Origin of the sequence: Pantoea sp. MT58 (assembly GCF_014495885.1) — a bacterium.
GTDB lineage: Bacteria > Pseudomonadota > Gammaproteobacteria > Enterobacterales > Enterobacteriaceae > Pantoea > Pantoea eucalypti.
On record NZ_CP061083.1, the window covers coordinates 2,172,270 to 2,190,092 of the forward strand.

The window sequence follows — 17,823 nt, forward strand, 5'->3', positions numbered from 1 at the left end:
CGATGCTGGCTCCCCTGATCGATGACAAACAAAAAATTACGCTGATTGAAAATAGCGGTGTGCAGTTTCTGGATTTTGGCCTGCAACTCTCCGATACCCCGGCGCGCCGCCAGTTTGTGCGCCAGACCGCCAATGGCCCGCTGCTGCGCCTGAAGGTCGATGGCAACAGCGGTAAGTTTCTGCTCTATCCGGAAGATGGGGGTGCCGCTGAAGTGGTGCGCCCGGAGTCCGATATCGCCCTGGCAGACTCCCTGACCCTGCTGTCAGCCTGCTGGCTGCCCTTGCCGATGCTGCGCTGTGCCAGCGGACGTCGCTTTATTGGTGGCCCTGAAAACTGGGCGCGGATGCGCCTGGTTGCCCTGCCCACTCCTGATGCGGCGGGTAATACCCATCGCGTCAGCCTGGCTTTCGACACCCGCTGCGTGGCGGAACCGGACGGTGGCGAGCAGCTCGGCCTGAGCCCTGCTGATGCACAAAATGGCGTGACCTTTGCGCTCGCCTGGCACAACTACGAGCTGGGCGAATTTCTTGATCTGACCTGGGTTGACGGCTGGCTGCGCGAATCCTTTACCGACCGCGTGTCCGATCGCCGCGAACAGGCGATTAATCAGGCACTGCGCGAGTTTGAGTATCAGGCGCACTACCTCAATCTGCTGGAGCTGCTGGGCGAACAGCTCGACCTCAGCGAAATTCACATTCAGGCCGCTACATTGCAGACCCCCGCGGTCAACGTCGATATCATTCTGGATGTCGGCAACTCCCATACCTGCGGCGTTCTGGTGGAAGATCACCCGGAAGAGAGCAACGGCCTGAAGCAGACCTATGAGCTGCAGCTGCGCGATCTCTCCGAGCCGCATCAGGTTTATAACGAGCTGTTTGACAGCCGTCTGGAGTTTGCCGAAACCCGTTTTGGTAAAGCGAATTTCTCGCTGGAAAGCGGTCGTGAACAGGCCTTTATGTGGCCGTCTCTGACGCGCGTTGGACGTGAAGCAAGCCGTCTGGCCCTGCAGCGTGTGGGACTGGAAGGCAGCACCGGCCTCTCCAGCCCGCGCCGCTATCTGTGGGATGAAGCGCGCTATCAGCCAGGCTGGCGCTTTAACACCCCTGGCGATCAGGCTGAACCGCTGGCCTACGCCGCACCCTTTACCACATTGCTGAACGACGAAGGCCAGCCGCTCTCTACGCTGGCTCCGGACGATCGTCTGCCGGTCTTTTCGCCGCACTACAGCCGCAGTTCGCTAATGACCTTTATGCTGTGTGAGCTGCTGGCTCAGGCGCTGATGCAGATGAACAGCGCGGCACAGCGTCAGCGCATGCCACAGAGCCACGCGCCGCGTCAGCTGCGCCATGTGATCCTGACGCTGCCATCGGCGATGCCAAAGCCGGAGCGTGAAATTTTCCGCCGCCGGATGCAGGAAGCGCTGGCGCTGGTCTGGAAAGCGGAAGGCTGGCTGGCGGACGAAGATGAATTCACCCCCTCGCTGTCGCGTCAGACCCCGAAACCGCTGCCGGATGTGCAGATGGAGTGGGATGAAGCGACCTGTGGTCAGATGGTCTGGCTGTTCAATGAAACCCAGGTCAACTTTGCCGGTCGTGCCGAAGACTTCTTCAGCAGCATGGCGCGTCCGGACCGTCCGCGTGAGGCCGACGAACTGCCAGGAAAAAGCCTGCGTATCGCCTCGATTGATATCGGCGGCGGCACCACTGACCTCGCCATCACCCAGTATCGTCTGGACGATGGTCAGGGCAACAATGTCAAAATCACCCCGCGCCTGCTGTTCCGCGAAGGCTTTAAAGTGGCAGGCGACGATATCCTGCTGGATGTGATTCAGCTGTGGATTTTACCGGCGCTGCAGCAGCATCTGCAGAAAGCAGGTCTGACGCTGGCAGAACCGCTGATGAACAAGCTGTTTGGTCATGACAGCCGCATGGACGGTCAGGCGACACTGCGTCAGCAGGTCACCTTACAGCTGTTTATTCCGCTGGCGCAGGCAGTGCTGGAGCGTTACGAAAACTGGGATCCGCTGGAAAGTCACGCCGAGATCAACGCGCTGTTTGGCGAGCTGGTCGATCAGCCTCCGGGCGACGCGGTGCTGGCGTTTGTTAACGGTGAGATCCAACGTGAACTGGGTGGCAATAGCCGTTTTGACCTGCTGCAGGTGCCGCTGGTGGTCAGTCTGGCCCAGTTGCATGGCGAATTTATGCAGCACCGGATGGCAATTATTCCGGCGCTGCGCTCAATGTGTGAAGTGGTGTCGCTCTATCAGTGCGACGTGCTGCTGCTGACCGGTCGCCCGTCGCGCTTCCCGGGTATTCAGGCGCTGGTCCGTCATCTGCAGCCGCTGCCGGGCAGCCGTATTCTGTCGCTGGAAGGCTATCACACCAGCGACTGGTATCCGTTTAACAAACATGGCCGCATCGACAACCCGAAATCTACAGCGGCAGTCGGCGCGATGCTCTGTCTGCTGGCGCTGGATCTCCGCCTCAGCAGCTTCTGGTTCCGCGCAGGCGATTTTGAACCCTATTCGACCATTCGCTATCTTGGCATGCTTGACGAAAACCAGGCGCTAACGGATGAGAACCTGTGCTACAGCGAAATTGACCTCGACAATCCTGGCTATGCGCTGGATAAAAAAAGCAGTTTCCGTATTCGTGGTAACGTCTGTCTCGGCTTCCGTCAGCTTGATAACGAGCGCTGGCCCGCCTCGCCGCTCTATAGCCTGACGCTGAACGACACCACGCTGGCGCGTAAAGTGGCCGGTGAGAGCGTGCTGCGCATCAAACTGGCCGTAAAAGCAGGCCCCGATGCCTCCGGCCCGGAAACCCTGGTGCTGAGCGATGCGCGCCTGGATGATGGCACCCGCGTGCCGCTGGAGCAGTTAAGTCTGAAGTTGAATACCCTGTCGGCGACCGGCAATGCCAATGCGCAATACTGGATTGACAGCGGGAGCGTGTGTAAACGATGAAAGCTTTGAAACCTCGTCAGCCGCAAACGCTGGCAAAACGCCTTAGCCTGCTGCAGGACGCCCTGAATAACAGCCTGACGTGGATTGAAACTACCCGCGAGCAGTCACCACGTCTGGCGCTGGAAGCCGAAACCCTGACGCTGCAGCTGCGTCAGGCGCGCGTGCAGGCGCAGGCACTGGCGCAGCAGGTCGCACGTCCGGTGACGCTGGCACTGTTTGGTCAGTCACAGGCGGGCAAAGCCTGGCTGCTGAACGAAATGGTGGCTGATGCGCAGGGCCAGCTCGTGACCCGCATGGGCGATAAACAGCTGAGCTGGTTTCAGCACATCAATCCCGGCAATCTCGACTTTGCTACCGCGACCCGCTTCAGCCATCAGCGCGAGCCGCTCTCAAATGAGTGGCCGGTTGAACTGACGCTGCTGAGCGAAGCGGAGATTGTGCGGCTGATGGTCGCGTGTGCCGGAGAGACGTCGCCCGACACCGCGCAGATTGACAGCGCACTGCAGCGCCTGCAGCGTCATCGCCTCGCTACGCCGCTGGCCGGTCTTGACGGTGATGCACTGGTCACGCTCTGGTCCTGGTGCCGTCGTCGTTCACACCACGATGTGCGGCTGGACCGTCATTTCTGGCCGCAGGCGGTTGAGCTGGCACCGTGGCTCAGCGTTGACGACCGGGTGCAGCTCTTTTCTCTGCTGTGGCCTGCTCAGCCGGAACTGAATGAGATGCTGCGCAGCCTGCTGCATCTGCGTCATCAGCTGCGTAACAGCACCCGCGTAATCGCGCCACTGAGCCTGCTGACCGACACCTCGCTGCTGCCGGCTGAGCAGCTGATTGTGCCAGCCAGCGAGCAGGATCAGCAGCAGCTGGTCGAAGTCTGCCCGCTGAACGGTAACCGCATCGGCAAGGCGCAGAACGTGCCGCTGGGATTACTGGCGCTGCTGACGCTGGAAGTGCTGGCGCCACTTAGTTCGACGCCGCGTACCGCCCTCTATGATGATGCCGACATGCTGGAGCTGCCCGCGCCGGGTCAGTCCGGTGATGCGGCCACCCAGGAAGATCGTCAGCGTCTGCAACAGCAGGATCCCCTGCGTGCGCAGCTGCTGGCGCAGAAACGCGCCCTGCTGCCTGGTCTTTATGCCGCGCGTCAGGCGATTGACCTGCTGCTGGTTTGTACCGCAGCCAGTCACCGTCAGGATGTGGATCTCGCCAGCGAAACGCTGCGCGAATGGCAGCGTCAGCAGCCCGCTCAGGAATCGGCAGAGAAACCGCGCCTGATCTGGGCGATTACCCCGTTCGATGCCCGTCATCAGCTGGTCAATGTGGATGAAGCGGTGCAGCGTCAGATGGGACAACCGGGTCAGCACTGGGGATCGATGCTGGCACTGGATCGTGCGGGCGTCGACCGCATGGCGAGCTGGTTACAGGATGAGATGCAGCCGGAAGCCCGCCGCGACCTGCTGCTGGCTCAGCTGGCGCAGATTCAGCACACCGTGGTGGAACGGCGTTTACTGCCCTGGACCGAAGCGGGTGCCAGTCCGGAACAGGCGGCACGCAAACAGAACATCGCCGACACGCTGCTGAAGTGTTTGCAGCATCGTACTGGCCTGCATGGCGAACTGCTGGAACGCCTGCAGCCGCCGCGTGAGGCGCTGCGCCAGCTCTGGCTTAATCAGTCAGCATTACAGGGCAGCAAACCCGCGAACAGCCAGGCACCGGAAAATCAGTTCGGCATCGGGTTCGAATTTGACCTGTTCAGTGAAAGCCCGGCCGAAGCACCGGTTCAGCCGCGTCAGAGCCTGCAAAGCGCTCAGCAGTTCCCGCGTCAGGTGCTGCTGCTGTGGCTGGATCATCTGCGTCAGCTGCCGGAAAACCGCAGCCTGCTGGCGTTGCTCAACGTGGACAAGGCGACGATGGAGTGGCTGGTTGAAGAGTTAATTACGGCCGGTTTCCGTACCGATATCGCGCAGAAACTGCAGCAGGCGCTGCATGAACCCGATTCGCAGAGCGTCAGCCATGAATCACGCGCCGATCGTCAGGTGACGCGGGCGATGACGGTGCTGGGGGATTTTGTTGCCTGGCTCGGCTTTTTACAGCGCCCTGAAAGCGAACGCCCCGACAGCCGCGTTAACCGGGGTCAGGTGATATTCTCACGTCCTCCGGCGCCCAGCGTTAGCTTCAGTGCCGGTCAGCGTCTGACTAAACTCTCAGCGGCCCCGGCTAACCATACTGCCTATTATATCTACGACTGGCTGGTGGGGCTGAATCAGGTCATCATTGAGAACAATGGTTATACCGGCGGCGGCGATCTGCCACTGGCAGCCCGTGAAGCGCTGGTTGCCCTGCTCAGGCCACTGCGCGCTTAATCAATGATCAGGCGCAGTTCGCCCTCCAGCGACTGCGCCGCCTCTTCCAGCAGCGCCAGCACTGGCGCTAAATCGGCCTGATGCGCAGCATAGTGTTGCAGCCATACCGTAGCAGGCAGCGCCATCCCACCCGTCAGCCAGTCCCATAACGCATCCAGATTATGTCCGAACGTCTGCGGACAGCCGCTCTGATCAGCAAGCGCCTGATAAAAGGCCGCGCGCGTGGTGAGCTGACGCAGGTCAAAGGTCAGATTAAGCATGATCAGGGTACCTGTCTGAAGCTGCGGTAGTGATCGGTGGAGAGAAACACCAGCCCGTCAGAGGAGTAGACCAGACGATCGGCGTCGCGATGACCACAGCGATAATTCACATCCGCTTCATACCACTGACGACCTGCACGCGATGGCAGACGTTTTTCACGGTTGGTAAATCGATCGCCGCCGATAGCTTTTCCTGGCAGAACTTCGCAAAGATTGCCTTTGGCTGGATTCCAGCCACGCTTACGCGCATCGCTTTTAGTGAGGTAGTAGTCCGGCAATTGCTGATGCTGCAGCACCCAGCGGGCCACGGTATGGGCATCGGTCAGGGTGGCGATATCCGCCTGGGCAGGTGTAGAACCCGTGTTCAGATAAGGTTTCAGGCCGTAGAAACAGGCCGCGAGGACAAGGAAAAGTCCAATCCAGAGTTTTTTTGACATGATGGCATCCGAGACAACAGGACGCAGATGATACCAGTTTTATGCACAGAGAAAAGCGCGGGCCAGACAAGCTGGCCCTGGCGAGGTTAAGCTGCGTGCGATTCCCCGCTGTGACGACGCCATGCACCCGGCGCGACACCATACTGACGTTTGAAACTGCGGTTAAAGGATTGCTGCGAGTCGAAACCTAACGAGATCGCCACATTGAGAATCGGCTCATCGGTGGTGGTCAGGCGATCGGCTGATTTTTTCAGCTTCTTAACGCGGATATATTCACCCAATGGATAACCGGTGTGCTCTTTGAACATACGCTGCAGGTGCCATTTGGAGTAACCCGCGCGCTCTGAAACAGTATCCAGATCCAGACGTGCTTCGATGTTGTTATCAATCCAGTCGATTAAATCGTGAATAAAGGCATCACTCATCATTCCAGTCTCTCCTGTCGCCGTGGCGAAAAGTATTAGTATCAGTTGCAGTTACACTTAAGGGTGGCTGACTATGCCATTTAATGCAAGTTTTATTAGTACATTAAATGCCGCACTCTTTGTAGGGTTTATGCTGATCTGTTCAGGTCTTCATCGCCCTGCCCTAAACCGCACATAAAGTGTATCTGTTATTCTTGCAGTTGCCAGCCCCGCAAGCCTACACTCACCGCGATTAATTGCAATCTTAAAAGTTGCAAATATTGGCCTGCAGGCCGCCTGTTTATATCTATCGCGGAATAACAACAATGATTACGAACCGGGTTCGTCAGGGTTTAACCCTCTTAGGGATGGTACTGCTCATCACTCAACTGAGCGGCTGCGACAAGGGTGTGGCGCAAAACGCCCCGCCGCCACCGCCTGAAGTGAGCGCCGCACCCGTGCTGATCAAGCCAGTCAGTCAGTGGGACAACTTCAATGGACGGGTGGAAGCAGTGCAAAGCGTGCAGTTGCGTCCGCGCGTCTCGGGCTACATCGACTCGGTTAACTATCGGGAAGGCGATGAAGTCAAAAAAGGTCAGGTGTTGTTTACCATTGATGACCGGAGTTACCGCGCGGCGCTGGAGCAGGCCAAAGCGGAACTGGCTCGTGCACGCAGCCAGGCGAGTCTGGCCCGCAGTGAGTCCGGCCGCAGCGAGAAGCTGATCGGCACACAGGCGATTTCCCGCGAGGCGTGGGAACAGCGTCGTTCTGCTGCCAGTCAGGCGCAGGCCGATGTGCTGGCCGCAGAAGCCGCGGTCGATATGGCGCAGCTTAACCTGGACTTTACCCGCGTCACCGCACCGATTGATGGTCGCGCCAGCCGCGCGCAGATCACCGCTGGTAACCTGGTCACCGCTGGCGACAGCGCCAGCGTGCTGACCACGCTGGTGTCGCAGCAGCAGATGTATGTCTACTTCGATGTCGATGAGAACACGTTCCTCAACTATCAGGCGATGGCGCGTCAGGGCCAGCAGCGTCATGCGTTGCCGGTCGAGATTGCGCTGGTTGGCGAACAGGGTTTTCCGCATCAGGGCAAAATCGATTTCACGGATAACCAGCTGACCGCCAGCACGGGCACTATTCGGATGCGCGCCCTGCTCGACAATCAACAGCGTCAGTTTACGCCGGGTCTGTTTGCCCGCGTGCGTCTGCCAGGTAGCGCGCAGTTCGAGGCGGTGCTGATCGATGATAAAGCGGTGTTAACCGACCAGGATCGGAAATATGTCTACGTGGTGGATGGAGAAGGCAAAGCGCAGCGGCGCGATATCCAGCCCGGCGCGATGATAGATGGCCTGCGTATTGTTAAGTCGGGTCTGCACGCCGGTGACAAGGTAATCATCGCCGGTCTGCAAAAAGTGTTTATGCCCGGCATGCCGGTCACTGCTCAGCAGGTCGCCATGCGTGCGGCAGCCGCTCAATAATTCGAGGCCGCTATGGACTTTTCCCGCTTTTTTATCGACCGGCCAATTTTTGCTGCGGTGCTGTCGATCCTGATTTTTGTCACCGGCGTCATTTCCATCCCGTTACTGCCGATCAGTGAATATCCCGACGTCGTGCCACCCAGTGTGCAGGTGCGTGCTGAGTATCCTGGCGCTAACCCGAAGGTGATTGCAGACTCCGTGGCGACGCCACTGGAAGAGGCGATTAACGGCGTCGAGAACATGATGTACATGAAGTCTGTGGCCGGTTCGGACGGCGTGCTGGTGACTACCGTCACCTTCCGTCCTGGCACCGATCCCGATCAGGCACAGGTGCAGGTGCAGAACCGCGTGGCACAGGCGGAAGCCCGTCTGCCGGAAGATGTGCGTCGTCTGGGGGTAACAACCCAGAAGATGTCGCCGACCCTGACGCTGGTCGTTCACATGTTCTCACCCAACAATACCTATGATTCGCTCTACCTGCGTAACTACGCCACGCTGAAGGTGAAAGATGAGCTTGCGCGTCTGCCGGGCGTCGGTCAGATCCAGATTTTCGGCGCAGGCGAATATGCGATGCGCGTCTGGCTTGATCCCAATAAAGTCGCGGCGCGTGGTCTGACCGCCTCTGATGTGGTGACGGCGATGCAGGAGCAGAACGTGCAGGTTTCTGCCGGTCAGCTGGGTGCCGAGCCGCTGAAAAAGCAGAGCGATTTCCTGCTGTCGATCAACACGCAGGGACGACTGGAGAGCGAGCAGGAATTCGGCGACATCATCCTGAAAACCTCAGAAGATGGTTCGCTGGTGCGCCTGCGTGATGTGGCGCGGATTGAGATGGGTTCAGGCAGCTATGCCCTGCGTTCGCAGCTGAATAACAAAGACGCAGTGGGTATTGGTATCTTCCAGGCGCCTGGTGCTAACGCCATTGACCTCTCCAATGCGGTTCGCGCCAAAATGGATGAGCTGGCGACCCGCTTCCCCAACGATGTGAAATGGGCCGCGCCTTATGACCCGACGGTGTTTGTCCGGGACTCTATTAAAGCGGTGGTTCAGACTCTGCTTGAAGCGGTGATCCTGGTCGTGCTGGTAGTGATTCTGTTCCTGCAGACCTGGCGCGCCTCGATCATTCCCTTGCTGGCGGTGCCGGTTTCCATTGTCGGTACGTTTAGCGTGCTCTATCTGCTCGGCTTCTCGCTGAACACCCTGAGCCTGTTTGGGCTGGTGCTGGCGATTGGTATCGTGGTGGATGACGCCATTGTGGTGGTGGAGAACGTCGAACGTAATATTGAGATGGGACTTTCGCCACGTGCTGCGGCGCATCAGGCAATGCGAGAGGTCTCCGGGCCGATCATTGCGATTGCGCTGGTGCTGTGCGCAGTGTTTGTGCCGATGGCGTTTCTGTCGGGCGTTACCGGGCAGTTCTACAAGCAGTTTGCCACCACCATTGCGATCTCCACGGTGATCTCCGCCATTAACTCGCTGACGCTCTCGCCTGCGCTGGCAGCGATGCTGCTGAAAGGTCATGATGCGCCGAAAGATCGGTTAACGCGGATCATTGACGCGCTGTTTGGCTGGCTGTTCCGTCCGTTTAACCGCTTCTTCCAGCGCAGTGCGCATGGCTATGAATCACTGGTCGGTCGCACGCTGCGTCGCCGTGGTGCGGTGTTTGGTGTGTATGTGCTGCTGCTGGCCGGTGCCGGTTTTATGTTCCACACCGTGCCAGGTGGATTTATCCCAACACAGGATAAGCTCTACCTGATTGGTGGCGTGAAGATGCCGGAAGGCTCGTCACTGGCGCGCACCGATGAAGTGATTCGTAAGATGAGTGAAATCGGTATGCAGACCGAAGGCGTCGCCTATGCGGTGGCGTTCCCCGGCCTGAATGCGTTGCAGTTCACTAATACGCCAAACAGCGGAACGGTCTTCTTCGGCCTGAAACCGTTTAATGAGCGCAAACATACGGCAGCGGAGATCAACGCGGAGATCAATGCGAAGATTTCGCAAATCCAGCAGGGGTTTGGCTTCTCAATTATGCCACCGCCGATTCTGGGGCTGGGTCAGGGTTCCGGTTATTCGCTCTATGTGCAGGACCGTGCCGGTCTGGGCTATGGCGCATTGCAGACGGCAATCAATACGCTGTCGGGCAGCATCATGCAGACTCCAGGGATGCACTTCCCTATCTCCTCCTATCAGGCCAACGTTCCGCAGCTTGATGTGAAGGTTGATCGGGATAAAGCCAAGGCACAGGGCGTGTCGCTGACTGCCCTGTTCAGCACATTGCAGACCTATCTTGGCTCGTCCTATGTGAATGACTTCAACCGCTTTGGCCGCACCTGGCGGGTAATGGCGCAGGCGGATGGCGATTTCCGCGACAGCGTGGAAGATATTGCTAACCTGCGCACCCGAAACGACCGCGGTGAGATGGTGCCGATTGGCAGCATGGTTAACATCACCACCACCTATGGCCCCGACCCGGTGATCCGCTATAACGGCTATCCGGCGGCGGATTTGATTGGTGATGCCGACCCGCGCGTGCTCTCTTCAGCGCAGGCAATGAGCCAGCTTGAGGCGATGTCCGGTCAGCTGTTGCCGAACGGCATGAACATCGAGTGGACTGACCTGAGTTATCAGCAGTCAACTCAGGGCAATACCGCGCTGATTGTCTTCCCGATGGCTGTCCTGCTGGCGTTCCTGGTGCTGGCGGCGCTTTATGAGAGCTGGACGCTGCCGCTGGCGGTGATCCTGATTGTCCCTATGACGATGCTCTCTGCGCTGTTTGGCGTCTGGCTGACCGGCGGTGACAACAACGTCTTCGTGCAGGTCGGACTGGTGGTGCTGATGGGGCTGGCCTGTAAGAACGCGATTCTTATCGTGGAGTTTGCACGGGAGCTGGAGATTCAGGGCAAAGGCATTGTGGAAGCGGCGCTGGAAGCGTGTCGCCTGCGTCTGCGTCCGATTGTGATGACCTCCATCGCCTTTATCGCCGGCACCATCCCGCTGATTCTGGGTGAAGGCGCAGGTGCAGAAGTGCGCGGCGTGACCGGCATCACCGTCTTCTCCGGTATGCTCGGCGTGACCTTGTTCGGCCTGTTCCTGACGCCGGTGTTCTATGTCGCCCTGCGCAAACTGGTGACGCGCCGGTCTGGCAATGCAGAGTCAGTGACGGTGTAAACCACAGAAGTTAATCAGGGCGATCAACTGATCGCCCTTTTTTTATTTGTGATTCACTGATTGCCTGTCAATCCGGCTTCGCGGGTTAACGCTGACTTAATTTTTCATTCAGCGTTTCAATGATAAACGCATTGAGTGAGGTTTCATTTTCAGCTGCCGCCTGAGTCAGGCGCTCTCCCAGCGATTCAGGGTATCGCAGCGTGAAGGTTTTGATTTTTTCCTGCTCAGCGTAAGGATTGATGCCGGAGGCTGCACAATCTTCCAGGTATTCGCGCAGCGAAATGTCGCCCTCTTTGTAGAGGCCCTGTACGCTGTCAGAGACAAAATCACAGTAACCTGACAGGCCAGTAAAGCGTCCACGGAACATATTGAGTTCGGGGACATAGGTGATCACCGCGGGTTGCCCGGCGACGGTGATTGATGAATTTGAACGATTATTCATAGGGATCAACTCCAATACTTTCCAGCCATTCGCGCAGATTAACAACAGCACCTCTGTCGGTGTCTGGCGAAGGATGCGGCCGGTGAAAACGCGCTATTTTTCCTCTGAGAAGAAAGCGGGCCCTTGAACCCCTGCCTTCTTTAATCTCACCACCCAGCGCCCTGATTATTGACTCAACTGCCAGCCATTTCAGTCCGCACGGTGGGGGCATTTGAAAAATCTGCGCCAGTATTTCACGCTGTTTTTCCGTAATTCCCTGACAACGGCGTTCACCCTGACCTCCGTGACTTCATCCTGTGAAGTCATTCTATTGCTACGCGGTAAGAGTTCAAGATGGAATTTTCGGAAAGAAGGCCTGCATTGCAGGTTTGGCAAAGAAGTGGCTCAGAAATGGACGTTCAGCAGGCATAAAAAAAGCCGCTATCAGCGGCTCTTTTTGCAGAGGTCATCAATCTCTTCGGGTTCAGGCTCTGGCACGGCAGTGCAGTTGCTGGTATCGCGTACCTTCAGCTCATTCAGCGCGTCTGCCACGGTGCGTTTTGCCAGCACATCCAGCGACGCCTGCTCGGCTTCATCAGCTATCGACTTAAAGTACCAGCAGAGGTTGGCACTGACCAGACAGCGCGGTGCGACATCAGGACGCGCGGCCCAGATTTTTTTGTCTTCGATGACGGAGACATAGATATCCCGCAGGGTAATTTCCGCAGCAGGACGGCCCAGGTGAATGGAGCCTGTACGGCCCAGCGTCGAGACGATAATGCCGTCACGGGTCAGCGGAACCATTAATTTTCGTATGAAACTGGGATTCGCTTCAAGCCCGTAGGCCAGAATCGCGCTGGTAGAGCGTTTACCCATTTGCTCCGCCATCGCTACGCTCAGAACCATTTGCAAAGCTGTCGGGAAGCGATAATCAAGCATTTCTTTATCCTGAGTTGCGGTGGATCTTATTGTTTTATTGCCGCATAAGTGAACAATCAATGAGCAATAAATATAACAAACACTGTTGCTTTTTTGAAGCAAGCCAGCGGTGACAAGGCACGTATTCACCAAAGGCGGAGGCCCGATAGCACAAGGTGCTTAGCCTGCTAACGGCCCGCTTCTCTCAAAACTTGATAGCCCCTGCTATCGGGCGGTGGTGACCGATACCGCCGGTAATCGCTGCTTCAGCGCCATAACCAGTACCACGTTAAAGATTGCTAAGGTGCAAAGCAACCACAGCGTCGCCGGCGCGCCCATTCTTTCAAACACATATCCGCCAATCAGCGGTGTCAGCGCCTGTCCCATTAATGCCGGGCGGGCCATTTTGCCCACCACGATTGCGTAAGACTCTGGTTTGACCATCACCAGCGGCAAAGTTCCGCGCACGATGGCACGTAAGCCATTTCCTGCGCCATACAACACCATGCTCAGTAGCGCCATCTGCGGAAAGATCGCCAGCAGCAGCAAGCCTGCGGCGACCAGTCCGACGGAGAAAAAGGTGGTTCGAATGGGATGACTGCGCTTAAAGGCGATGTCGACGAGTCGGGATCCCACCTGACACGGACCCATCACAGCACTGATCGCCAGCGCCGAGGTCAGCGTATGGCCCGTCGCCTGCAACAAAGCGATGAGCTGGACCGAAATCGCTGTCATGATCACGGACGCCAGCGTAAAAATGGCGCACAGTAGCCAGAACAGCGCAGGTTCGATCTCCGCTGAGGCAGGCTCCCTGCTCCGTCTTTTCACAGGCTGCTTCGCGTGGTTTGCCGGTATGGCAAACAGATAAGCAGGCAAAACGCAGACCACCATCATGGCTGCAATAATCAACGTGGCATCCCGCCAGCCAAAGCCGTGAATTAACAACGCCGTGCCTGGCCAGACCAGCGTGGTGCAGAAGCCCGAAATCAGTGTAATGCTGGTAATCGCGGAACGCGCCTTACCGCCATAGCAGGTGCCGAGGGTGGCAAACAGCGCATCATAGAGGCCCATCGCCATTCCGATGCCAATAATTACCCATGCGAACAGAAACAGCGGCAGCGTGACGCTGTAAGCCATTATCACCAGCCCCACCGCCATCACGACGCCACTCAGTGCCAGCAGCAGGCGGCCACCGGTTCGGGCGATAATTCTGCCCGCCAGCGGTGACAGCAGGCCCGACACCAGAATGCCGGTTGATAGCGCGCCGTAAATCCATTGCTGTGACCAGCCGGTCTCTGCGGCAATCGGATTCGCCATTACCGCCATCAGGTAGAACGACCCGCCCCAGGAAAGTATCTGTACCCAGCCAAGGGTAAAAATGGCGGCGATGCCGGGTTTGATGTTCTGATTCACAAGGGGTCTCTCCATTAGCAGGCGAACCGTTTTATAACATGTTCTGCGATAAGCCAAAATGCGTGATCTCCTTTTCGCTGGCAGGCCAGTCAGACCGCACGGTTTTTTGATTAAACCTTATAGTATGTTGTAACTATATGGCGCTTGCATCCTTCCGACGCTTCTGCCACATTGTGGACGTTGTAACTATGGAGGCACAACATGACGCGCTATGACTTAGTGGCTGATATGCATCAGTGTGTTAACGATCTGGAACTGGCACTGGGTGAATTGCGTCAGCTGATTGAAGCTACACCCTTGCTGATCGCCCGTGTCTTCAGCCTGCCGCCCGTGGTTAAAGGCCGCGAACATGAGGCGATTACCCGGATTGCCGTTGAGCAGCATCTTGGTGAGCGCGCGTTAAAGATGGCGCTTGACCACTACTGCCGCCTTTTTATGCAGCACCAGTCTGAACAGCTGAGCACGAAAGCAGCCGTACGCTTACCCGGCGCACTTTGTATTGAATGTGATGCGCAACAGGAAGCGGAAATCGTCTCGCTGGTCGAACTTATCAACCAGCTGAAAGCAAGGCTGGAGCAGCTGATTACCGTGGATTCAGGGCTGCCGAGTGAAGCGCGTTTTGAGTTTGTCCACCAGCACTTGCGCGGGCTGATTACCCTGAATGCCTATCGCACCATTACCCTGCTGAGCGCGCCAGACAGCCTGCGTTTCGGCTGGGCCAACAAGCACATTATCAAGAATCTCAGGCGCGAAGAGGTGATCGCCCAGCTGGAAAAAAGCCTGAAGTCGGGACGGGCGAAGGCACCGTGGTCACGGGAACAGTGGGCGGAAAAAGTGCAGGAAGAGCTGGCAAGCGTACGCGCCCTGCCCGCTTCGGCACGGCTGAAAATCAAGCGTCCCGTAAAAGTTCAGCCGGTGGCTCGTGTCTGGCGCGCGGATGAACAGAAGCAAACGCAACTCGCCTGCCCGTCGCCAATACTGGTGATCTGTCGCGATCGCACTCAGGTTCCGGCGCTGGGCGAGTTACTCAATTACGACGCCGATAACATAACGCATCGTCATAAACCGGCCGCTGAGCCACTGAATTTGCTGATACCCCGCCTGCATCTGTGGGTTGATTGCCCCCTCTGAATAAAAAAGGCCAGCATCTGCTGGCCTCTGACTCATCCTGAATATCAGGACTTCATGCTGCCGACCATCTCTTCCGGCCGGACCCAGGCATCAAACTCTTCTTCGGTAAGATAACCCAGCTTCAGCGCGGAGCCTTTTAACGTCAGCCCCTCTTTGTGCGCCTTCTTGGCAATTTCTGCCGCTTTGTCATAGCCAATATGAGTATTGAGCGCCGTCACCAGCATCAGTGACTCGTTCAGCAGCTGGTCGATACGCTCGCGCACCGGCTCAATGCCGACAGCGCAATGATGATTAAAGCTGTCCATGCCATCTGCCAGCAGACGAATCGATTGCAGGAAGTTATGGATCACCATCGGACGGAACACATTGAGCTCAAAGTTACCGGACGCGCCGCCCATATTAATGGCGACATCGTTGCCCATCACCTGGCAGCAGAGCATGGTCATCGCTTCACACTGCGTTGGATTCACTTTGCCTGGCATGATGGAGCTACCCGGTTCATTTTCAGGAATAGCAATTTCGCCGATGCCGCAGCGCGGACCGGATGAGAGCCAGCGCACATCGTTGGCGATCTTCATCAGTGAAGCAGCCAGCCCTTTCAACGCGCCATGCGCATGCACCAGCGCATCACAGGTGGCCAGCGCTTCAAACTTGTTAGGCGCAGTGACAAACGGTTGCTGCGTGAGGTCGGCCAGCGCCTTCGCCACGCGCACTGCATATTCCGGGTGGGTATTCAGGCCGGTGCCAACTGCGGTTCCGCCCAGCGCCAGTTCCGCCACGTGCGGAATGCTCTGTTCGATATGCTTCAGATTATGCTCCAGCATCGCCACCCAGCCGGAAATCTCCTGGCCCAGCGTCAGCGGCGTCGCATCCTGCAGGTGAGTACGGCCAATTTTGACGATATCTTTAAAGGCGTCAGACTTCTGGCTCAACGTCTTTTTCAGTACCTGAATTTGTGGGATCAGCTGTTCGCGCAGGGCAATCACGGCGGCGACATGCATCGCCGTCGGGAAGACATCGTTGGAGCTCTGGCTCTTGTTCACATCGTCGTTGGGATGGACCAGGCGCGACATACCGCGCTCGCCGCCGAGGATTTCACTTGCGCGATTCGCCAGCACTTCGTTCATGTTCATATTGGTCTGCGTGCCGGAACCGGTTTGCCAGATTGCCAGCGGGAATTCATCCGCATGCTTGTCCGCCAGCACTTCATCCGCCGCGCTGATAATCGCATCGGCGCGATCTGCGGGCAGCAGGCCCAGATCGCGGTTCACGCTGGCGGCGGCGCGCTTGGTCAGTGCCAGTGCATGCACCAGCGCGGTCGGCATTTTTTCAGTTGAGATGCGGAAGTGTTCCAGTGAGCGCTGCGTCTGCGCGCCCCACAGTTTGTCTACCGGTACGTCGATGGGGCCCATTGAATCTTTCTCAATGCGGTTGGCTGCCATGAATACGTCTCCTTCACCTTGTTTTAAAGAATGACCGCCTGGTCCGTGATCACGATCGGCTGCCAGGCAGTCAGAATAGTAATATACAATAATTTAACATTATCAGAGCTTAGCGTCCTTTTGCGCTGGATATGTATTTTTACCGGTAGTTTCTGCTTTAATAGCCGCAATAATTTCCCGTGATAAAGGATTATGCGATGCAAAAAATGAACAATTCGCTGCAAAACTACGCGTGGGGCAGCAAAACTGCGTTGACTGAACTTTATGGGGTTGAGAACCCCAAAGGGCTGCCGATGGCGGAACTCTGGATGGGCGCACATCCGAAAAGCCCTTCAACCGTTATTGATCAGGGCAGCGAGCGTTCTTTGCGTGACGTGATTGATGCTTCGCCTGCGGCGATGCTGGGCGATGCGGTGGCGCAGCGTTTTGGTGAATTGCCTTTCCTGTTCAAAGTGTTATGTGCCGATCAACCGCTGTCGATTCAGGTTCATCCCAGCAAGCATGCCGCCGAAGTGGGTTTTGCGCGTGAGAATGCAGCGGGTATTCCACTGGCTGCGGCTGAGCGCAATTATAAAGATGCCAACCACAAGCCAGAGCTGGTCTACGCGCTGACTGCGTTTCAGGCGATGAATGGCTTTCGCACACTGACGCAGATGGTTTCACTGCTGGAACCGGTGGCGGGCGCACATCCACAGATTGCGCATTTTTTGCAGCACCCTGAAAAGGATACGCTGGCCGCGCTGTTCTCTACCCTGCTGTCACTGGAGGGCGAGGCGAAATCGCTGGCGCTGGGCGTGCTGAAATCTGCGCTTGACGTGCAACAGGGCGAGCCATGGGAAACCATCCGTATGATTGCGGCAGAGTATCCTGACGACAGTGGCCTGTTTTCACCGCTGCTGCTGAATGTCATTACCCTGCAACCTGGCGAGGCGATGTTCCTCTACGCGGAAACCCCGCACGCCTATCTGAAAGGCGTGGCACTGGAGGTGATGGCAAACTCCGATAACGTCCTGCGGGCCGGTTTAACCCCGAAATATATCGATATTGCCGAGTTGATGGCTAATCTGAAGTTCGATGAGAAGCCCGCTAATGCGTTGCTGACAGCGCCGGAGCACCAGGGCAACACACTGCGCTTCCCGATTCCGGTCGACGATTTTGCCTTTGCTATTCACAGTCTCAATGCACAACCCCAGTCGCTGGCGCAGCAGAGCGCCGCGATAATGTTCTGCATCGAAGGCCAGGCCGTGATCGCCAAAGGCGAGCAGCAGGTGACGCTGAAGCCTGGCGAGTCCTGCTTCATTGCCGCCAGCGAATCACCGGTTACGGCGGCTGGCACGGGCCGACTGGCGCGGGTGTTTAACGACTTAGGGTGAAGCGGCTGACGGCATGCCTGTTAACTGCTATTATTTCAACCTATTAGCT

Annotated in this window: 14 protein-coding genes; 6 read left to right on the forward strand and 8 right to left on the reverse strand. The window is 57.3% G+C overall.

The features are described 5' to 3' along the window. Nucleotides 1-2 precede the first annotated feature (2 nt). Nucleotides 3-2,966 carry a virulence factor SrfB gene (locus IAI47_RS10280; RefSeq protein WP_008926244.1) on the forward strand — a complete coding sequence of 988 codons (2,964 nt, stop codon included), beginning with the start codon at nt 3-5 and terminating at the stop codon, nt 2,964-2,966. Continuing rightward, complete coding sequence (locus IAI47_RS10285; protein WP_008926243.1) at nt 2,963-5,329, forward strand: virulence factor SrfC family protein; 2,367 nt, start codon at nt 2,963-2,965, stop codon at nt 5,327-5,329. Before IAI47_RS10280 ends, IAI47_RS10285 begins: the two co-directional genes overlap by 4 nt. On the opposite strand, the gene IAI47_RS10290 is transcribed toward IAI47_RS10285, so the two are convergent. From IAI47_RS10290 to IAI47_RS10300, 3 genes are all read right to left on the reverse strand, one after another. Beyond that, the gene (locus IAI47_RS10290) at nt 5,326-5,589 is read right to left on the reverse strand and encodes a barstar family protein (protein ID WP_008926242.1); all 264 of its coding nucleotides are present in this window, start codon (nt 5,587-5,589) and stop codon (nt 5,326-5,328) included. The two genes, IAI47_RS10285 and IAI47_RS10290, sit on opposite strands and share 4 nt — an antisense overlap. 2 nt (nt 5,590-5,591) lie before the next feature. Further along, nucleotides 5,592-6,026, reverse strand: coding sequence for a ribonuclease domain-containing protein (locus tag IAI47_RS10295; protein ID WP_003853465.1), 435 nt, complete (start codon nt 6,024-6,026; stop codon nt 5,592-5,594). Nucleotides 6,027-6,112: 86 nt separating this feature from the next. Further along, the gene (locus IAI47_RS10300; protein ID WP_003853463.1) at nt 6,113-6,454 is read right to left on the reverse strand and encodes a helix-turn-helix domain-containing protein; all 342 of its coding nucleotides are present in this window, start codon (nt 6,452-6,454) and stop codon (nt 6,113-6,115) included. 302 nt (nt 6,455-6,756) lie between these two features. Here IAI47_RS10300 and IAI47_RS10305 point away from each other — a divergent pair, with 302 nt between their 5' ends. Both IAI47_RS10305 and oqxB read left to right on the forward strand, forming a co-directional pair. Next, nucleotides 6,757-7,911, forward strand: a complete 1,155-nt coding sequence (locus tag IAI47_RS10305) for an efflux RND transporter periplasmic adaptor subunit (RefSeq protein ID WP_003853461.1) — start codon at nt 6,757-6,759, stop codon at nt 7,909-7,911. 12 nt (nt 7,912-7,923) lie between these two features. Beyond that, nucleotides 7,924-11,076 (forward strand): multidrug efflux RND transporter permease subunit OqxB, encoded by a 3,153-nt coding sequence (oqxB, locus tag IAI47_RS10310; RefSeq protein WP_003853459.1) that lies wholly within the window; start codon nt 7,924-7,926, stop codon nt 11,074-11,076. An 85-nt stretch (nt 11,077-11,161) separates the two neighbouring features. Here the strand turns inward: oqxB and IAI47_RS10315 are convergent, their stop codons facing one another. The 4 genes from IAI47_RS10315 to IAI47_RS10325 all read right to left on the reverse strand — a co-directional run bounded on the left by IAI47_RS10315 (nt 11,162) and on the right by IAI47_RS10325 (nt 13,843). Then, complete coding sequence (locus tag IAI47_RS10315; RefSeq protein ID WP_008926241.1) at nt 11,162-11,518, reverse strand: type II toxin-antitoxin system HicB family antitoxin; 357 nt, start codon at nt 11,516-11,518, stop codon at nt 11,162-11,164. After that, the gene (locus IAI47_RS22050; protein ID WP_085980568.1) at nt 11,511-11,771 is read right to left on the reverse strand and encodes a type II toxin-antitoxin system HicA family toxin; all 261 of its coding nucleotides are present in this window, start codon (nt 11,769-11,771) and stop codon (nt 11,511-11,513) included. The genes IAI47_RS10315 and IAI47_RS22050 overlap by 8 nt, the downstream gene beginning before the upstream one ends. A 170-nt stretch (nt 11,772-11,941) precedes the next feature. Then, nucleotides 11,942-12,436, reverse strand: a complete 495-nt coding sequence (locus tag IAI47_RS10320) for an Rrf2 family transcriptional regulator (RefSeq protein ID WP_003853455.1) — start codon at nt 12,434-12,436, stop codon at nt 11,942-11,944. A 204-nt stretch (nt 12,437-12,640) separates the two neighbouring features. Next, nucleotides 12,641-13,843 carry an MFS transporter gene (locus IAI47_RS10325; protein WP_369700114.1) on the reverse strand — a complete coding sequence of 401 codons (1,203 nt, stop codon included), beginning with the start codon at nt 13,841-13,843 and terminating at the stop codon, nt 12,641-12,643. A 186-nt stretch (nt 13,844-14,029) separates the two neighbouring features. Here IAI47_RS10325 and tus point away from each other — a divergent pair, with 186 nt between their 5' ends. Next, entirely contained in the window at nt 14,030-14,959 is a 930-nt protein-coding gene (gene tus, locus IAI47_RS10330; protein WP_008926239.1) for a DNA replication terminus site-binding protein, read from the forward strand. Between the two features lie 44 nt (nt 14,960-15,003). Here the strand turns inward: tus and fumC are convergent, their stop codons facing one another. Then, nucleotides 15,004-16,401: a class II fumarate hydratase gene (gene fumC, locus IAI47_RS10335; protein ID WP_003853448.1), complete on the reverse strand. Its 1,398-nt coding sequence runs from the start codon at nt 16,399-16,401 to the stop codon at nt 15,004-15,006. A gap of 197 nt (nt 16,402-16,598) precedes the next feature. Here fumC and manA point away from each other — a divergent pair, with 197 nt between their 5' ends. After that, nucleotides 16,599-17,774, forward strand: coding sequence for a mannose-6-phosphate isomerase (gene manA / locus IAI47_RS10340; protein WP_003853447.1), 1,176 nt, complete (start codon nt 16,599-16,601; stop codon nt 17,772-17,774). The last annotated feature ends 49 nt before the right edge of the window (nt 17,775-17,823 follow it).

Coding starts and splice junctions, on each gene's coding strand:
- IAI47_RS10300 (WP_003853463.1), bottom strand. CDS start 6,454: ATGATGAGTGATGCCTTTATTCACGATTTAATCGACTGGATTGATAAC.
- IAI47_RS10325 (WP_369700114.1), bottom strand. CDS start 13,843: ATGGAGAGACCCCTTGTGAATCAGAACATCAAACCCGGCATCGCCGCC.
- fumC (WP_003853448.1), bottom strand. CDS start 16,401: ATGGCAGCCAACCGCATTGAGAAAGATTCAATGGGCCCCATCGACGTA.
- tus (WP_008926239.1), top strand. CDS start 14,030: ATGACGCGCTATGACTTAGTGGCTGATATGCATCAGTGTGTTAACGAT.
- IAI47_RS10315 (WP_008926241.1), bottom strand. CDS start 11,518: ATGAATAATCGTTCAAATTCATCAATCACCGTCGCCGGGCAACCCGCG.
- IAI47_RS10305 (WP_003853461.1), top strand. CDS start 6,757: ATGATTACGAACCGGGTTCGTCAGGGTTTAACCCTCTTAGGGATGGTA.
- IAI47_RS10280 (WP_008926244.1), top strand. CDS start 3: ATGCTGGCTCCCCTGATCGATGACAAACAAAAAATTACGCTGATTGAA.
- IAI47_RS10295 (WP_003853465.1), bottom strand. CDS start 6,026: ATGTCAAAAAAACTCTGGATTGGACTTTTCCTTGTCCTCGCGGCCTGT.
- IAI47_RS10290 (WP_008926242.1), bottom strand. CDS start 5,589: ATGCTTAATCTGACCTTTGACCTGCGTCAGCTCACCACGCGCGCGGCC.
- oqxB (WP_003853459.1), top strand. CDS start 7,924: ATGGACTTTTCCCGCTTTTTTATCGACCGGCCAATTTTTGCTGCGGTG.
- IAI47_RS10320 (WP_003853455.1), bottom strand. CDS start 12,436: ATGCTTGATTATCGCTTCCCGACAGCTTTGCAAATGGTTCTGAGCGTA.
- manA (WP_003853447.1), top strand. CDS start 16,599: ATGCAAAAAATGAACAATTCGCTGCAAAACTACGCGTGGGGCAGCAAA.
- IAI47_RS10285 (WP_008926243.1), top strand. CDS start 2,963: ATGAAAGCTTTGAAACCTCGTCAGCCGCAAACGCTGGCAAAACGCCTT.